Source organism: Nonomuraea sp. NPDC004702 (genome assembly GCF_053601695.1).
The window spans coordinates 1-16286 of sequence record NZ_JBSGCE010000001.1; the positions used below are offsets into that span (position 1 = coordinate 1).

Below are 16286 nucleotides of genomic sequence, written 5' to 3' on the forward strand. Positions count from 1 at the left end.
GATTCGCCAGACCCCCTCGACCCCGGCCCGTGACGATTGCTCAGCTCGTGGACGCATACCGGAAAGTTTCTTGGGAAAAGTGTGTGAGTTTGGCCACACCCGGCCCGCCGTCAGGGCTGCCCGGCCCCACACCGGTCCCGCCGTCAGGGCTGCCCGGCCCCACACCGGTCCCGCCGTCAGGGCTGCCCGGCCCCACACCGGTCCCACACCGGCCCCGCCGTCAGGGCTGCCCGGCCCCACGCCCGGCCCGCTGTCAGGGCTGCCCGGCCCCCACACCGACCCGCCGTCAGGGCTGCCCGGCCACCAGCCCACCGTTCAAAGCCGGCCCAGCCACCGCCCCCACCAGGCCGCCTCGGGCACCAGTCCACCACCGAGCCCGCGAGCCACCGTTCAGGCCAGCTCGGCCACCGATTCACCGTCCAAGCTTGCCCAATCACCGGCCCGCCCCTCAGACCCGCCCCAGCGCTCAGCCCACCGTGCAAGCCGGCCCAGCCACCCACTGGGCGGGGCGTTTCCGGTGGGGGGCGATACGGTCGGAGGGTGAGGACAACTGTGTTTTCCATGGCTGTCGGCCAAGCCCGCGACCTGCTTCGCTGGCGTTCGCCGCTGCGGACCGAGCTCTGGGCGGCCCGGCTCACCGCCGCTCTGGAGCCCGATGAGGTGAGGCCGTTCCTGCGCGAGCTGGCCGAGGACGGCAGCGCTGAGTCGCGTCTCACCCTCGCCGCCCTCGCCGCGGTCGACAGGCCCGGATGGCCCGGCGCGGAATCCTCTTCAGAGTCCGAGACGGAAACGGAGGCGGCAGCGGGGGCGGATCCCGGGGCAGCAGGAGGGTTGCGGGTTCTGGGGGTGGAGGTGGCCGGGACGGCGGAGGCCGATCTCGGGCTGCCCGGATGGGTGCGTCGCATGGGGCAGGTGACCTGCGAAGGAGCCTGGTACGGCAAGGCCGACCCGTACGGCGAGCAGACCCTGGCCGTCCTGTCCTTCAGGTACGCGAACGGCAAGGAGCCGCACATCCTCGTCGTCGGCATCGACCAGCCCAACGGCGGCCTCGCGGTGGACGCCGTCGTCGAGGAGGTCAAGTTCCTCGACGACCTGGGCCTGAGCCCGGCCGAGCCCGGGGTGGTGGCCGGACGGGTGCTGGACGCGTTCGAGCTGGGCGACCGGATCATGGGGGCTCAGGTGGCCGACACGCTGCCCGCCGTCCGTGCGCTGGCCATCGCGCGGGCCCTGGCCGTGCCCGGGCTCGTACGGCAGGCGCCCGACGGCACGATGGCCGACTTCCGCGATCTGCCCGACGTGCCGGGGGCGCGGGAGGCGTTCGAGAAGTTGGCGGAATTCGTGGGTGAGCGTCCGCTTTGGTGGAGTCCGGCGCGGGTGAGCCAGTTCCTGACGTCGTGGCTGCCGAGGGAGGCCATCCTGTCGGACACGGCGGTGGCGGCGATGCCGGAGGTGGTCCGGGCGTGGAGCCGTTTCAACGGCGCCCATCCCGCCGTACTGCACCAGATCGACGTGGACGCCCCGCGCCTGCCCGCGCTGATGGCCGACGAGTCCCTGGCGGGGCTCGGCAAACGCATCGCCCGCCAGCAGCTGTGAGCGCCTCTTAGGGGCGTGCGGGCGGCGGCCGGGATGTGGGTGGATCGAGTCGGGGGTGGGGGCGGCTATGCTGCGCAGTGACGTTTAGCGGTGCCCCACTTGGGCGTTTCGAGGGAGACTTGCGCGATGTACAAGGAGTTCGCTGTCGAGGCCGTCATGTGGCTCGTCCCGGTTGCGGTGCTGATCGGGGTCGCGCTCCTCGTCACCGCCTGACCCAAGACCCGAGGAGAACGGGGGCCGAGCACGCGCTCGGCCCCCGTCCGCTGTCCGGAGCCGACCGGATGACCGCGCTACGACGCCCCCTGTCCAGGGACGGCGGATGAAAAGGCGAGGTAAGAGGGGTGGCAGGGCGCGCGGTGAGAGGTCATGAGGCCCAGGCCAGGAGGGGGCTGTACTGGCGAAGGCATTTCAGCGCCTGCTTCTCCAACTGCCTGATGCGTTCCCTGGTGAGCCCGAGGCGGTCCGCGATCTCGCCGTAGCTCTCCGCTTTCTGCCCGGTGAGGCCGTACCGGAGCCTGATGACGACCGCCTCGCGCGGCGGCAGCGACGTGACCACGTCCCGGACGTCGGCGCTCATGGCGTGGCGTTCGGCGATCTCCTGCCCCCCGGCCCCGTCCTCGTCGGCGATCAGGTCGGCGATGCGGCTCTCGCCGGACTCGCCGACCGGCAGGTCCAGGCTGACCACCTCCTGCCCGAGCCTGCGTAACGCGGCGACCTGGCCGGCGGTGAGCGCCGCCGATGCGGCGAGCTCGCCGTCCGTCGGCTCGCGGCCCAGGTCGGCGGCGAGCCGCCGCTCGGCCCTGAGCAGCCGCGACAGGTCCTCGGCCACGTGGATGGGCAGCCGTACGGTGCGGCTCTTGTCGTGGATGCCGCGTTCGATGGCCTGACGGATCCACCACATCCCGTACGTCGAGAACTTGTACCCGCGGGTGTAGTCGAACTTCTCCACGGCCCTGATCAGCCCGAGGTTGCCCTCCTGGATGACGTCGAGCAGCGGCAGCCCGCGGAAGGCGTACCGCCTGGCGGCGGCGACGACCAGGCGGAGGTTGGACCTGATCAGCTTGTCCTTGGCCCGCCGCCCGTCGCGGACGACGGCTTCGAGCTCCGGGGTCGCGGCGCCGCGCTCGATCAGGTGGCCCGCGTACAGTCCTGCCTCGATCCGCCGGGCGAGGTCGACTTCGTCCGCGGCGGAGAGCAGGGGGTTCTTTCCGATCTGCTCCAGGTACATGCCGAGCAGGTCGGGCTCTGCGGCCGACATGCACCGGCAACTACCCGGTAAAAGGCGGCGAATTCCCGGCTTCGTTGAGTTCGGCGATGGCCAGCTCGGCCGTGCTGCGGATGTCGAAGAACTTGTCCAGCGCGGTGATCGCGAACAGGTGCTTGCACCGGCCGTTCAGACCGGACAGCAGCAGCTTGCCGCCGGAGGCGGTGACGGCCTTGTGCAGGTAGACCAGCACGGACAGGCCGGAGGAGTCGCAGACGCTGACGGCCTGCATGTCGATGACCAGGAGCGGCGGCTGGGTGAGGTCGAGCGCCTTGGTGACCCGGTCGCGCACCTCGGCCGCGGACCCGAAGTCGAAATCCCCGGTCAGGCGTGCGATGACGCAGGGGCCCTGGAGTCCGAGGCTGATCGACAAAGCCTGCTCCGAAGTCACCCAGCTCCACCTACCCGCGTTGTTTCCCACTTGTCGTCACTTCTCGACCACTTTACGAGAAGTAGCGTCTCGGGTTGAACACCAGCATCTGTTCGATCTGGTCATCGGTGACACCAGAGCCGAGCAGTGCGGCCAGAACGTCATCGTGAATGTGATCGTAGCGCCAGTTCGGCGCGAGCGTGTTTCTGGCCTCGTCCCACGCGCCGCCGAAGTAGTCCATGAAACAGGCGGTGTCGTGGCTGAGGACCATGCGGTCGGCGTATCCGCGCCGGCACAGGGCCGCGATCGTGGCCACGCGCTGCTCGGTCGGGTTGTAGACGTCGAGCCCGAACCGGTCCATGCCCAGCGTCGCGCCGGTGTCGGCCAGGCGCATCAGGTAGTCGAGGTCGTTGCTGTCGCCCGCGTGCCCGACGACCACTTTCTCCAGGTTCACCCCTTCCTTGGCGAACAGGTCCAGCGCGAGCAGCCCGCTCTGGGTGAAGGCGTTCGTGTGCACGGTGATCGGCGCCCCGGTCAGCACGTGGGCCCGCGCGACGGCCCGGCAGATGCGCTCGACGCCGGGTGTCAGCCCCTTGTGCTCCACCACGCATTTCAGCAGCGCGGCCTTCACCCCGGTGTCGGCGATGCCCTCGGTGAGGTCGCGGACGAAGTCGTCGATCATGGGGTCGGGCATGTCGAGGAACAGGCCGGGGCCGCGGTGCTCGTACTGGTGGGGCAGCTCCTCGAAGGCGTACAGGCCGGTGGCGACGACGATGTTGAGCTCGGGCACCTCGGCGGCCACCCGCTGGATGCGCGGGATGTGACGGCCGAGGCCCCAGACCGTCGGGTCGACGATCGTCCGCACGCCCTTGGCCGCCACCGCCCCGAGCTTGGCGATGGCGTCGGCGACCCGGAACTCCTCGTCCCACCAGGCGCCCTGGCCGTAGTTGTCCACGTGCTCGGCGGCCACGACGAACACGTGCTCGTGCATCAGCGTCTGGCCGAGCCGTTCGACGTCGATCGGGCCTCGGACGGTCTCGACGGTGGGCATGGGACCTCCATACCAACTGGTCAGTAAGTGCGCCCAACGTAGGCCGCCCCTGCCGCACCGTCAACCGTCCACGGCGAAGCCCCGATCGGCGCGTCGGCACATGTCGGGATTCACCGGGTCAGGCGCGGGAACAGGGGCTCCGGCCGCGGCAGCCGTTCCCCCGACACCGCCGCCGCCACCCGCGCCGCCGCCGTAGGCAGGAACGGCTCCAGCTGGACGGCCAGCGTCCGGCACGCCCCCACCAGCACGCCCAGCGACGCCTCCCGCTCGCCGGCGGCCTGCTGCCACGGACGGACGCGTTCGACGTACCTGTTCGCCTCCTCCACCAGCCGCCACACCGCTCCGGCGGCCCGGCGGAAGTCGAAGTCCCGCAGCGCGCCGGGCACGTCGCCCGGCCCGAACTCCTCGCGCACCTCCGGCACGTTTCCGTCCAGGAACCGGTGGACCATCGTGGCCACCCGGTTGACCAGGTTGCCCACGCCGTTGGCCAGGTCCTCGTCGGCCCTGGCGATCAGGCGTCCCTCGGTGAAGTCGGCGTCGCCCACGCGCGGCACCTCGCGCAGCAGCCACCACCGCACGGCGTCCACGCCGTACGCGTCCACCAGGGCCACCGGGTCGACGGCCGTCCCGGACGACTTGCTGATCTTGCGGCCGTTCACGGTGAGGTAGTCGTGCACGAAGATCTGCGACGGCAGCGGCTCGCCGGCGGCCAGCAGCATCGCCGGCCAGTAGACGGCGTGGAAGCGGATCACCCCCTTCCCGACCAGGTGCACCTTGTCCGGCTCGCGCACCCACCAGCGCTCGTGGTCCGCGCCCTCCAGGGCGGTGACGTAGTTGGCGAGGGCGTCCCACCACACGTACACGACCTGGGTGGGATCCCCCGGCACGGGGATGCCCCAGCCGCGGGCGCGCGCCGCCGACCGCGAGACGCTGATGTCGGCCAGCCCCGCCTCGACGAACGCCAGCACCTCGTTGCGCCGGGCGGCCGGCTCGATGCGCAGGCCGCCGCCGCGGATGAGGTCGAGCAGGGCGTCCTGGTAGCGGGAGAGCCGGAAGAACCAGTTCCGCTCCGAGACCGCCTGCAGGGGCGCCTCGTGACCTTCCGCGCAGGGCCCCTCGGGGTAGAACTGCTCGCAGCCGACGCAGTAGAGCCCTTCGTAGTGCCGCTGGTAGAGGTCGCCTTCGACGGCCTTCCAGATGCGTTCGACCCCGGCGCGGTGGGCGGGGTGGCTGCTCGTCCTGACGAACGCGTCGAAGGACAGGTCGAGCGGTTCGCGCAGCCCTTCGAACGCGGCCGCGTTGCGGTCCACGAACTCCCGTACCGGCAGTCCTTCGGCCTCGGCGGCCAGCACGTTCTTCAGCGAGTTGTCGTCGGTCCCGGTCTGGAACCGCACGGGTTCGCCGCGCCGCCGGTGGTGCCTGGCCAGCACGTCCGCCTGGACGAGCTCCAGCGCGTGCCCGAGGTGCGGGCGGGCGTTGACGTAGGGGATGGTCGTCGTGATGTACATCGGTCGCCTCCCGAAAGGGGCCCCGACACGACGAGAGGCCCCGGGTCGCAGGGCCTCAACAGGACGTCGTCGGTGAAACCCCCTACGGGGTCATCATCACCGCGCTGATCGTCATGTCCGCCATCGTATCCGGCGTCAGGCCAGCCCGGCCAGCTTGTAGAGCACCAGCGACCCGGCCACCGCCACGTTGAGGCTGGCCCCGGTGCCGATCATCGGGATCTCGACCACGGCGTCGAGCAGGTCGAGCGCCTCGCCGGGGATGCCGGTGGCCTCGTGGCCGAGCACGACGACGGTCGGCTCGCGGGCCATGGGCAGGTCGGCCAGCCTGATGGCGTTCTCGGCCAGCTCGACGCCCAGCACGCGGTCGCGCCGGGAGGCCAGCCAGGGCAGCGGATCGACCCAGTGGACGCATGCTCCGGCCCGCAGGGTGTTCCCCCTGGCCAGCGCCTCGGGCACCCAGGGCAGGCGGGGCACGGCCAGGCACGCGCCGGCCGCGTCGCAGGTGCGCAGCAGGGTGCCGAGGTTGACGCCGTGCATGGGCCACAGGGGGGCGACGGTGAGATGGCCGAGGCATCGGGGCCGCCTGCGCCGCCGCTGGGCCCGGAGCTCTCTGGGGGTGCGCACCCGGATGCCGCTCATGCGGCCGGGCGGAGGTTCCTTACGCGGACGTTCACGGGAAGGGCGCTTTCGTCGGCACGCCCGGGCCATCGTCGAGAGGAATCACGCCCAGTCTACGCCCGTGAGCCGCTCGCGCGGTGGCGTACGGCCCAGACGGCCAGCCCCACGGCGAAGACGGCCACCCCCGCGAGCACGGAGGCGACCGGCAGCGTGAAGGCCAGCACCAGGCACAACACCAGCCCGAGCACCGGCACGGCCTTGACCGGCGCGCCCTCGGCCCGCGAGAGGGTCAGCGCGCAGGCGTTGGCGATCGCGTAGTAGACCAGCACCCCGAACGAGGAGAACCCGATCGCGCCGCGCAGGTCGGCCACCAGCAGCAGCACGACCACCGCGGCCCCGACCGCCGCCTCGGCCCGGCGCGGGACCCGGCGCTCCGGATCGACGGCGGCCAGCACGCCCGGCAGGTCACGCTCCCTGGCCATCGCGAGCACGGTGCGGGAGACGCCGAGCAGCAGCGCGAGCAGCGCCCCGAGCGAGGCCACCGCCGCCCCCGCCCCCACGACCGGCACCAGCCACTCCGCCCCCGCCCGGCGCACGACGTCGGCCAGCGGCGCCGGGGACCCGGCCAGCCCGGACGCCCCGAGCGTGCGCAGGGCGGCCACCGCCACCAGCGTGTAGACGACGAGCGTGACGCCGAGGGCGATGCCGATCGCCCGCGGGATGGCACGGGCCGGATCACGCACCTCCTCCCCCAGCGTGGCGATCCTGGCGTATCCGGCGAACGCGAAGAACAGCAGCCCGGCTCCCTGGAGCACGCCCCACGGGCCCGCGCCGGGCAGCCCCGCGCCCGGCATTCCGGACGGCCGCTCCCCCGCCAGCCCGGCGACGATCACCGCGGCCAGCACGGCGAGCACGAGCACGACGATCACCCGGGCGACCGCGGCCGAACGCTGGACGCCGAACAGGTTGAGCAGCGTGAGCGCGACGACCGCCGCGACGGCCAGCGGCCGGGCCGCGCCCGGGGCGACGTACGAGCCGAAGGTGAGGGCCATCGCGGCGCACGAGGCCGTCTTGCCGACGGTGAAGCCCCAGCCTGCCAGGTAGCCCCACAGCGGGCCGAGCCGCCGCCGGCCGTAGACGTAGGTGCCGCCGGACTCGGGATGGAGGGCGGCCAGGCGGGCCGAGGAGGTCGCGTTGCAGTAGGCCACGACGGCGGCGATCGCGAGGGCGGCGAGCAGTGAGCCGCCCGCCGCGGCGGCGGCCGGGGCGAAGGCGGCGAACACGCCCGCGCCGATCATCGCGCTCAGCCCGACGACGACCGCGTCGCCGGTGCCCAGCCGCCGCGCCAGGCCCTCGGCCATGCCGCCCCCTCCACCGCCCTCGATCGGGTCACCGGTCAGGAGATCCCGAGGGCCCCACTCTGCCGCACGCCACCGACATCCTCGCCGCCGGGTCCGTCAGGAGGTCGCCTCGGGGCCCGGGACCACCAGCACGGGACGCCGGGCGTGGTGCAGGACGCGGTCCGAGGTGCTGCCGAGCAGCAGCGATCGCACGCCGCCCAGTCCCCGCGTCCCGGTGACGATGAGGGTGGCGTCGATCTCGTCGGCGACGTCCACGATGGTCGACCACACCGCCCCCGAGTCCAGGTCGCACCGCGGCGTCGCGTCGAGGCCGGCCTCGCGGGCCAGTTCGGCGCCGTGCCCGGCCAGCTCGGTCATCGCCTGGCCGATCGCCTCGTCCTCGGCCGCGGTGTTGTCGAGGGTCATCATGAGCCCGGCGGAGGCGCGGGCGGAGGTCATCGCCAGCCGCTCCCAGACGGTCAGCACGACGGCGGACCTGTCCTGCACGGCCCGTCCGGCGAACTCGATGGCGGCCTTGGAGTCGTCCGAACCGTCGTAGGCGATCAAAATGGTCATCTTCACAGCTCCTTGGGCGAGGTCAGAGCCCTTCTTCTTTCCAGGAGCGGACCGTTCTCACGCGAAAAGGGGCGGGAAGATCATCCCGCCCCTCGCGAACCGGCCAGGCGTCACGCCAGCACGGCCGACACCCGCCGCGCCGCCGGCCTGAGCATCGACAGGCCCGCCAGCGCCAGCACGCCGATCTCGGTCACGACCACCACGCGCTGGGTCAGGCCCGCCGGGATGTCGTCGTTGCTCAGCGGGATGCCGAACATGCGCACCACGTACGGGACCACGACCAGCAACAGCGCCCCGAGGGCCACGCCGCTCAGCACGCGCATCGCTCTGGCGTACCGGATCCTGGCCTTGGCCAGCAGGAACCCCGCGGCGGGCATCACCAGGAAGGCGGCAAAGGCGGCGTAGCGGTGGATGCCTCCGGACAACGAGAGCGGCACCCCGGGACGGTCGGTCGGGAAGGCCCCGATCAGGAACATGCTCGCCCCCCACGCCACCAGCAGCGCGACGACCCAGCGGTTGGCGCCCGAGCGGCGCAGCGCCTCGGCGATCAGCCCGGACCCCACGGCGAACAGCGTCAGCGAGGCCGGCAGCAGCCATCCGGACGCCTGGAAGGCGTACTCGCTGATCACGCTGTGCAACGGGTCGAGGCCCGCCTCGGCGTGCAAGGTGAGCATCGCGCCGGCTCCGGTGCCGATGGCCGTGAATCCGCTGACAAGCAATCCCCTCATGCCTTAAAGCTCGCGTAAGGCGGCCTTGACCGGCATCGGAGATGAGCCCCCAGCGGGCCCTGATCCGTCCCCTAATACCTTGGTCGGCAGAGTCCGGGGACGGGCCCGTGACCTGCGGAAAGACGACCCTGGGTAGGGTCTGCCTCCTCAGGGTGGGTGCAGTCGGCGGCACCCCCGATTTGACTTGGAGTGCACTCGAAGGGTGACTCTGGATACATGACGATCCAAGAGGCCGCCCAGCGTTCGGGTCTCAGCGCCCACACCTTGCGCTACTACGAGCGCATCGGGCTCATCCACTCGGTCGGTCGCAACGTCAGCGGGCATCGCGACTACGCGGAGGCGGATCTCCGCTGGCTGGACTTCCTCACCAAGCTGCGGACCACCGGCATGCCCATCGCCGACATGTGCCGCTACGCGGAGCTGCGCCGGATGGGCGAGCACACCTCCGCCGAGCGGCTGGCCATGCTGGAGCTGCACCGGGAGCGCGTCCGGGCCAGGATCGCCGAGCTGAGCGCGGACATGGACGTCCTCGACCACAAGATCGAAAACTATCGGGAGCGGATGTGAAGACGCGCGTTCTGGGGACCGGCGGCCCGCGGGTGTCGGCCCTCGGCCTGGGTTGCATGGGCATGTCGGAGTTCTACGGCCAAGGCGACGAGAAGGAGTCGATGGCCGTCATCCACCGCGCCCTCGACCTTGGCATGAATTTTCTGGACACAGCCGACATGTACGGACGCGGCCACAACGAGGAGCTGGTCGGCCGGGCCGTCAAGGGCCGCCGCGACGAGGTCGTGCTGGCGACCAAGTTCGGCATCAACCGCCAGGACGGCACGCGCACGGTCGAGAACCGCCCCGAGTACATCAGGGCGGCCTGCGACGCCTCGCTCCGGCGGCTCGGCGTCGACCACATCGACGTCTACTACATGCACCGCCGCAACCCCGACGTGCCGATCGAGGAGTCGGTCGGCGCCATGGCCGAGCTCGTCCAGCAGGGCAAGGTGGGCCATCTCGGGCTGTCGGAGGTGAGCGCGGACACGCTGCGCAGGGCCGCCGCCGTGCACCCGATCGCCGCGCTGCAGAGCGAGTACTCGCTGTTCACCCGGGGGCTGGAGGCCGAGATCCGGCCCGCGGCCAGGGAACTGGGCACCGCGCTGGTGGCGTACTCGCCGATCAGCCGCGGTCTGCTCGGCGGCGCGCTGCCGAGCGCCGACCAGCTCCCCGACGACGACTTCCGCAAGCACCTGCCCCGCATGTCCGGCGAGCACGCCGAGCACAACGCCCGCCTGGTCGAGCGGGTGCGCGAGATCGCGGAGGCGGCCGGGATCACTCCCGCCCAGCTCGCGCTGGCCTGGCTGCTGGCCCAGGGCGACGACGTGGTGCCGATCCCCGGCACGAAACGCCTGGCCTACCTGGAGGAGAACGCCGCCGCGGCCGACGTCACGCTGACCGCCGAGCAGCTCGACGCCCTGGCCAGGGCGGTGCCCGCGGACGCCGTCCGGGGCGCCCGCTACCCGAACATGTCGGAGGTCGAGCGCTAGGCCGCGCGCCTGGTCGCGCCGGTCACGACCACCAGCGCGACCAGGACGAGCGCCGTCAGCGGGATCGGCGCCGGCGTCAGCGCCGACAGCAGCACGAGCACGGCCGCGCCCAGGAAGGCCGCGCTGTCGGCGGCCCCGTAGCGGTGGGGCCGCACGTGCAGCAGCCAGAGCATCGACAGGAACACCGCGACGGGCACCGACACGGCCAGCGCCGCGCCCGTGGCGGACAGATGGGACGCGCCCGACGCGTGGTCGATGCTCACCTCCACCCCGGCGCTGAACGCCCCGACCGCCGCGAAGATCGCGTAGTGGCCGTACCCCCAGAGGAGGGCGCGCCTGGTGGAGTCGAGGATCTCGGCGGTCGGCGGGTCGAAGTAGAGCCACCACATGGCGAAGGCGATCACCAGCGCGCCCAGGGCCAGCACGATCAGCTCGGGCCGCAGGCCGGCGGTGCGCGCCTCGGCCTGGAAGGCGACCGTGGCGGCCAGCACGTTCTCGCCCATCATGATGATCGTGAACAGGCCGTACCGCTCGGCGATGTGGTGCGGGTGCCAGGCGGTCGGGCTGCCCCGCTCGGCCCACACCGGCACCGCGAGCTCCAGCAGCACGCCGAGCGCGAACGCCGCCAGGTACCACTCCCCCGGCACGACCAGCAGCGGGATCCAGCCGACCTGCGCGACGCAGATGCCGGCGGCGTACCGCACGGCCGTCCGCCGGCCCGGACGGTCGCCGCAGGCCGCCCGCAGCCAGTGGGCGGCCATGGCCAGGCGCATGATGACGTATCCGGCGTAGACCACGCGGAAGTCGTGCTCCTGGAACGCCCTGGGCACCCCGGCGGCCAGCACCAGCACGCCCGCCATCTGGGCCAGCGTGGTCAGCCGGAACAGCCAGTCGTCGTTGTCGTAGGCGGAGGCGAACCAGGTGTAGTTCATCCACGCCCACCAGATGGCGAAGAACGTCGTCAGGTAGCCGAGGACGCCCTCGGCCAGGTGGCCTTCGCTGAGCGCGTGGTGGAGCTGGGAGCCGGCGAACGAGACCGCGACGACGAAACACAGGTCGAAGAAGAGTTCCAGGTTGGTGGCGACGCGGTGGGACTCGCCCGCGTCACGCGCCCGCATGGGCCGCAGCCGGATCATCCTCCGATGTCTACACCAGGGAGGCCGGCAGGTCGAAATAGGCGCGGATCGCGGTCGCGCCGGGGCGGCTGTGGACGCGTACGAGGTCGGCGAGCAGGTTGACGATGAGCAGGCCGCGCGAGCCGGAGCGGCGTGCCTCGACGGGCAGGCGCCCGGCCAGCGGATCGGTGATGTGACCGCCGTCGGCGACCTCGCAGACCAGCCGCGCGTCCTCGATCCAGACCCTGATCAGGCCGGCGCCGCCGCCGTAGTCGAGGCTGTTGGCGCCGAGTTCGGCCACCACGAGCCGGATGTCGTCGAGCCGGTCGTCCCCGAAGCCCGCCGCCTCGGCCTGGCCGGCCGCCAGGATGCGGGCCGAGGCCAGGTTGGTGTGGTCGAAGCGCAGCGAGACGCACGCGGCCGGCTCGGGGAGCGGCTGGTTGTGCCGGGCGACGACCTCGTCGGGCGCGTAGCCGGGGCTGGTCCGCTCGCCGGAGGCGTCGCGCAGCACCGGGTGGGTGCGCTCGGCCTCGCGCAGCACCTCGGGCGTCAGCCCCGCCAGGTCGTACGGGCACAGGATCGTGACGCGCCGCCCCGCGAACGACAGGTTGATCAACGCCTCGTGCTGGGCGCAGGCCGGGTATTCGGTCGCCGAGCGGCCGGGCCAGATCGGCTCGCCGATGATCCGTACGTGCTCGTCAGGATGCCGGTCGGCGACGGCCCGCAGCACGGCCGGGATGATCCGCCCCGGGTTGCGGCCCGCCACGCCCATGTCGAGCATGGTCACCCGGGCCGCGTCGGCGCCCAGCCCGGCCTCGATCTTGGCGAGGTTCGCGGCGGGCACGGCCACCGCCACGGGCTCCCCGGCGGCCAGCCCCTCGCGCACGAAAGCCGTGGTGGCAGCCACATATTCCGGGTCACCTCGGTAGAAGAGGGCCGGATGCACGAAAGGGTCCGCCGACATCAGGCACACGGTACCTCCGCATGAGGACTCTTAGACAATCAAATGGGTATTTACAGGGCGTGAAGCGACTTCAGCTCGTGCGCAGGCCCCTGCGGGGGCGCCGGTACTCCCACCTCGATCTGCGGACCCCTTCCGGGCGACGCCTCCCGTTCTGACCGCCGCGAACCTATGCTCGGGACATGTCGGAAATGCAGATGCGGGTCTCCGACGAGGACCGGGAGCGCGCGGCGGAGCGGCTCCAGCACGCCTTCGCCGAGGGCCGCCTGACGCGTCCCGAGCTGGAGGACCGGCTCGGGCTGGCGCTCACCGCCAGGACCTACGGCGACCTGCTCGGCCTGACCACCGATCTGCCCGCCCCGGCGGCCCCGGCCGACGACGTGGTCGAGCTGGAGTCCAAGAGCGGGCACGTGCGCCGTTCGGGTGACTGGGCCGTCCCGCGGCGGCTGCGGATCTCCTCCAAGTACGGCGGCGTCGACCTCGACCTGTCCCGGGCCGTCATCCCCCACCCGGTCGTCGACCTCGAACTCGACCTGGACTACGGCTCCGCCAGGATCACCGTGCCCGAGGGCGCCGTGGTGAACGTGGACGCCTTCCGCACCGACTGGGGCCAGACCGTCGTCGGCGACGTGCCGGGCAGGCGGCGGCCCGGCGTCCTCTACCTGGTGGTCGGCGGCCGGGCCAAGTACGGCGGCCTGCGGGTGCGCTATCCGCGCAGGCGCTGGTTCACCCACTGATGGAAGGCCGAGATGTGGTGCTCGCTCGGCACCAGCACGCCGCCCGCCCGGTAGGCGCGTGACCCCATGCCGAGCTGGGTCCGCTCGCAGGCGTCGAAGTCCTGCTCGTTGACCCGGTGGAACAGCTCGACCGACGGCGTCAGGTCGGCCCCCGAGGCCACCACGTCGGGGTGGTAGAGCCAGTCGCACTCGACGACCGTGCGGTCGGCGGCCATGGGGAACATCCGGTGCAGGATCACGTGGTCGGGCACCAGGTTGACGAACACCTGCGGCTTGACGGTGATCGCGTAGTAGCGGCGGTCCTGCTCCGGGGCCACGTCGGGGAGCCGGCCGAAGCCCGCGCCGCCGTCCACGGTGAAGCCCTCGACGCGCTCGGCGAACTCCGCGCCGTGGCCCACGTAGTACTGGGCGGCGTACCCGCCGGCGAACTCGGGCAGCACGGCCACCAGCTCGGGGTGGATCGTGGCGCAGTGGTAGCACTCCATGAAGTTCTCGACGACCAGCTTCCAGTTGGCCTTGACGTCGTAGACCACGCGGCGGCCCAGGGCCAGCCGGTCGACGTGGTAGTTCTCGATGGCGGCCGGGTCGCCCAGGCGTTCGGTGGCCGCGGCGGTGACGGTGTCCTCGAAGGACGGCGGCTCGTCGGCCAGGCACACCCAGACGTACCCCAGCCATTCCCGCAGGCTCACCGGGACCAGGCCGTACTCGACGCGGTCGATGTCGGGCATCTTCGCCAGGTTGGGGGCGGCGGCCAGCCTGCCGTCCAGGTCGTAGGACCAGGCGTGGTAGGCGCACCTGATCGTCCTTCTGACCTCGCCCCGCTCCTGCACGCACAGCCGCGCGCCGCGGTGGCGGCAGACGTTGAGGAAGGCGCGCAGCAGCCCGTCGCGCCCGCGCACCACGAGCACGCTCTCCGTGCCCACCTGGACGGTCCGGAACGCGCCCGGTTTCGGCAGGTCGCCGGCGCGCACGGCGCAGAACCACATGCTCTCGAAGATCTTGGCCTGTTCCTCGGCGAACAGGTCGGGGTCGGTGTAGGAGCGGCCGGGAAGCGTGGAGATCAAGCTCGACGTGGTGGTCAACCGACACCCCTTGTTGCGTATTACGCACCGAGTTGCTCTATATGCGACATCGTCCGGCGGCCTTCACGAGGCTGTCAAGAGGTAGGTGCTGAACCTGCGCAGCGACGCCGTGTGCATGCTGGTCGCCATCCAGTCGGGGACCAGGCCCGCGAACGAGCGCTGCCGGTTGGTCACCTCCGTACCGGCGATCATGGCGGGACGCCGCGCGATCCGCGCCCTGGCCCGCTCGTACGCGCGCAGGTCGCCGCCGGCCGAGCGGGTCAGCAGCCAGGCGTCCTCCAGGGCCTGGTTGGCGCCCTGGGCCATGGTGGGCGGCATGGTGTGGGCGGCGTCCCCGGCCAGCGTGGTCGGGCCCCTGCCCCAGACCCGGGGGATCGCCTGCCGGTGGTGCGGGAAGAAGCCGACGTCCTCCATCGTCTCCAGCACCGCGGGCACCGGGTCGGCCCAGCCGCCGAACCGCTCGCGCAGCCGCGGCACGATGTCCGGGTCGTCCTGCCAGAACGGCCCCCCGGGCGACGCCTGGACGTCGAACCACCACAACAACCGGCCCGCCCCGGCCGGGATCAGTCCGCACAGCTCCCGCCGTCCGGCGATCATCACGGCCCGGCGGGAGTGCGTCAACGAGGTCGGCGCGGTGGTGAAGCCCTGCCAGGTGACCCAGCCGCTCAACGCGGCCGGGTCCTCCCCCCACAGGGCGCGGCGCACCGCCGACCTGCGGCCGTCGGCCCCCACCAGCAGGTCGCCGCGCACGGTACGGCCGCCGGTCAGCCGCGCCTGCGCCCGTTCCGGCTCGGCGTGCTCGACGCCCGCGCCGTAGACGACGGGCAGGCCCGCCGACAGCGCCTCGACCAGTTCACGCCGGGCCACATGGACGCACGGATGCCCGTAGCGCCGCTCGGCCGCGGTGAGATCGACGGTGACCAGCCGGCGGCCGTCGTCGGCCCACGACTCCATGGTCTCCAGCCGCCGTCCCAGGCCCGCGTACCCGACGCCGAGCTGGTCGAGGATGGCCGTGCTGCCGGGCCAGAGGGTCACCGATCCGCCCGCCGTGCGCAGCTCGGGCGCCTGCTCGTACACCTCGACGTCGTGACCCGCGTTCAGCAGCCCGCGCGCCGCCGCGAGCCCCGCCACCCCGGCGCCCGCCACGATTACCCTCATAGAAGCCCCACTTTAAGAGACTGCAAGTATCAGATACTGGGAGTATCACAATGTCCGCGCGCGGCCGCAAGCCCGATCCCACGGTCGACCACCGCATCAGGCAGGCCGCCACCGAGCTGCTGCTCTCCCACGGCCTCGACTTCACCATGGACGACGTCGCCAAAGCGGCAGGCGTGGGCAGGGCGAGCGTGTTCCGGCGCTACGCCACCAAACGCGACATGCTGCTCGAATCAATCGGCGGGCTCATGGACACGCACGTCGCCGTCCCCGACACCGGCTCGCTCGAAGGCGACCTGCGCGTGGTGGTCTCCGACACCCTCGCCCTGTGGGGCCACCCGGGCGTCGCCCGCCTGACCAGGCAGATGTACGGCGAGGCCGGCCGCGACCCCGCCGTGGCCGAGATCGTCCGCACCGGCATGCGCACCCGGATGCGGCGCTCGCGGGTCGTCTACGAGCGCGCGATCGACCGCGGCGAGCTGTCCCCGGACGCCGACCTGGATCTCCTCACGGACCTGTTCGCCGGCCTGGTGACCTACCGCGGGCTGCTCGACCTGCCCATGCCCGACGCCGAGGAGGTCGTCCACGTGCTGCTGCGCGGTTTTACACCCACCTGACGGCCGGAATGTTAGTGGCGTGCAAGCGGGGAT

Annotated in this window: 17 protein-coding genes; 5 read left to right on the forward strand and 12 right to left on the reverse strand. The window is 72.1% G+C overall.

Annotated features, from left to right (window positions below; translation table 11 throughout):
* Positions 1–561 precede the first annotated feature (561 nt).
* Positions 562–1593 carry a hypothetical protein gene (locus ACWEJ6_RS00005; protein WP_452420179.1) on the forward strand — a complete coding sequence of 344 codons (1032 nt, stop codon included), beginning with the start codon at positions 562–564 and terminating at the stop codon, positions 1591–1593.
* 364 nt (positions 1594–1957) lie between these two features.
* Here the strand turns inward: ACWEJ6_RS00005 and ACWEJ6_RS00010 are convergent, their stop codons facing one another.
* The 8 genes from ACWEJ6_RS00010 to ACWEJ6_RS00045 all read right to left on the reverse strand — a co-directional run bounded on the left by ACWEJ6_RS00010 (position 1958) and on the right by ACWEJ6_RS00045 (position 9048).
* Positions 1958–2851, reverse strand: a complete 894-nt coding sequence (locus ACWEJ6_RS00010) for a sigma-70 family RNA polymerase sigma factor (RefSeq protein WP_452420181.1) — start codon at positions 2849–2851, stop codon at positions 1958–1960.
* A 10-nt stretch (positions 2852–2861) separates the two neighbouring features.
* Positions 2862–3248, reverse strand: a complete 387-nt coding sequence (locus tag ACWEJ6_RS00015; RefSeq protein ID WP_352327166.1) for an STAS domain-containing protein — start codon at positions 3246–3248, stop codon at positions 2862–2864.
* Positions 3249–3300: 52 nt separating this feature from the next.
* Positions 3301–4278 (reverse strand): phosphotriesterase family protein, encoded by a 978-nt coding sequence (locus tag ACWEJ6_RS00020; RefSeq protein ID WP_452420184.1) that lies wholly within the window; start codon positions 4276–4278, stop codon positions 3301–3303.
* 110 nt (positions 4279–4388) lie between these two features.
* Positions 4389–5786: a methionine--tRNA ligase gene (gene metG / locus ACWEJ6_RS00025; RefSeq protein WP_452420186.1), complete on the reverse strand. Its 1398-nt coding sequence runs from the start codon at positions 5784–5786 to the stop codon at positions 4389–4391.
* Positions 5787–5921: 135 nt separating this feature from the next.
* A complete protein-coding gene (locus ACWEJ6_RS00030) occupies positions 5922–6425 on the reverse strand; it encodes a TrmH family RNA methyltransferase (RefSeq protein WP_357998948.1) in 504 nt (167 codons plus the stop codon).
* Between the two features lie 92 nt (positions 6426–6517).
* A complete protein-coding gene (locus tag ACWEJ6_RS00035) occupies positions 6518–7765 on the reverse strand; it encodes an APC family permease (RefSeq protein ID WP_452420188.1) in 1248 nt (415 codons plus the stop codon).
* 96 nt (positions 7766–7861) lie between these two features.
* Positions 7862–8320, reverse strand: a complete 459-nt coding sequence (locus ACWEJ6_RS00040) for a universal stress protein (protein WP_452420190.1) — start codon at positions 8318–8320, stop codon at positions 7862–7864.
* A 110-nt stretch (positions 8321–8430) separates the two neighbouring features.
* Entirely contained in the window at positions 8431–9048 is a 618-nt protein-coding gene (locus tag ACWEJ6_RS00045; RefSeq protein ID WP_352327172.1) for a DUF998 domain-containing protein, read from the reverse strand.
* Between the two features lie 216 nt (positions 9049–9264).
* Here ACWEJ6_RS00045 and ACWEJ6_RS00050 point away from each other — a divergent pair, with 216 nt between their 5' ends.
* Positions 9265–9615 carry a MerR family transcriptional regulator gene (locus tag ACWEJ6_RS00050; protein ID WP_452420192.1) on the forward strand — a complete coding sequence of 117 codons (351 nt, stop codon included), beginning with the start codon at positions 9265–9267 and terminating at the stop codon, positions 9613–9615.
* Positions 9612–10586, forward strand: a complete 975-nt coding sequence (locus tag ACWEJ6_RS00055) for an aldo/keto reductase (protein ID WP_452420194.1) — start codon at positions 9612–9614, stop codon at positions 10584–10586. Before ACWEJ6_RS00050 ends, ACWEJ6_RS00055 begins: the two co-directional genes overlap by 4 nt.
* On the opposite strand, the gene ACWEJ6_RS00060 is transcribed toward ACWEJ6_RS00055, so the two are convergent.
* Positions 10583–11722 carry a low temperature requirement protein A gene (locus tag ACWEJ6_RS00060; RefSeq protein WP_387670654.1) on the reverse strand — a complete coding sequence of 380 codons (1140 nt, stop codon included), beginning with the start codon at positions 11720–11722 and terminating at the stop codon, positions 10583–10585. The two genes, ACWEJ6_RS00055 and ACWEJ6_RS00060, sit on opposite strands and share 4 nt — an antisense overlap.
* A gap of 10 nt (positions 11723–11732) precedes the next feature.
* Positions 11733–12665, reverse strand: coding sequence for an anti-sigma factor RsbA family regulatory protein (locus tag ACWEJ6_RS00065; protein ID WP_452420196.1), 933 nt, complete (start codon positions 12663–12665; stop codon positions 11733–11735).
* Positions 12666–12844: 179 nt separating this feature from the next.
* On the opposite strand from ACWEJ6_RS00065, the gene ACWEJ6_RS00070 reads away from it, so the two are divergent.
* The gene (locus ACWEJ6_RS00070) at positions 12845–13399 is read left to right on the forward strand and encodes a DUF1707 SHOCT-like domain-containing protein (RefSeq protein ID WP_397165954.1); all 555 of its coding nucleotides are present in this window, start codon (positions 12845–12847) and stop codon (positions 13397–13399) included.
* Here the strand turns inward: ACWEJ6_RS00070 and ACWEJ6_RS00075 are convergent.
* Positions 13369–14481: an aromatic ring-hydroxylating oxygenase subunit alpha gene (locus ACWEJ6_RS00075; protein ID WP_452420198.1), complete on the reverse strand. Its 1113-nt coding sequence runs from the start codon at positions 14479–14481 to the stop codon at positions 13369–13371. The two genes, ACWEJ6_RS00070 and ACWEJ6_RS00075, sit on opposite strands and share 31 nt — an antisense overlap.
* A 63-nt stretch (positions 14482–14544) precedes the next feature.
* Complete coding sequence (locus ACWEJ6_RS00080; protein WP_452420200.1) at positions 14545–15639, reverse strand: FAD-dependent oxidoreductase; 1095 nt, start codon at positions 15637–15639, stop codon at positions 14545–14547.
* Between the two features lie 50 nt (positions 15640–15689).
* On the opposite strand from ACWEJ6_RS00080, the gene ACWEJ6_RS00085 reads away from it, so the two are divergent.
* Positions 15690–16253, forward strand: coding sequence for a TetR/AcrR family transcriptional regulator (locus ACWEJ6_RS00085; RefSeq protein ID WP_452420202.1), 564 nt, complete (start codon positions 15690–15692; stop codon positions 16251–16253).
* Positions 16254–16286: the final 33 nt, after the last annotated feature.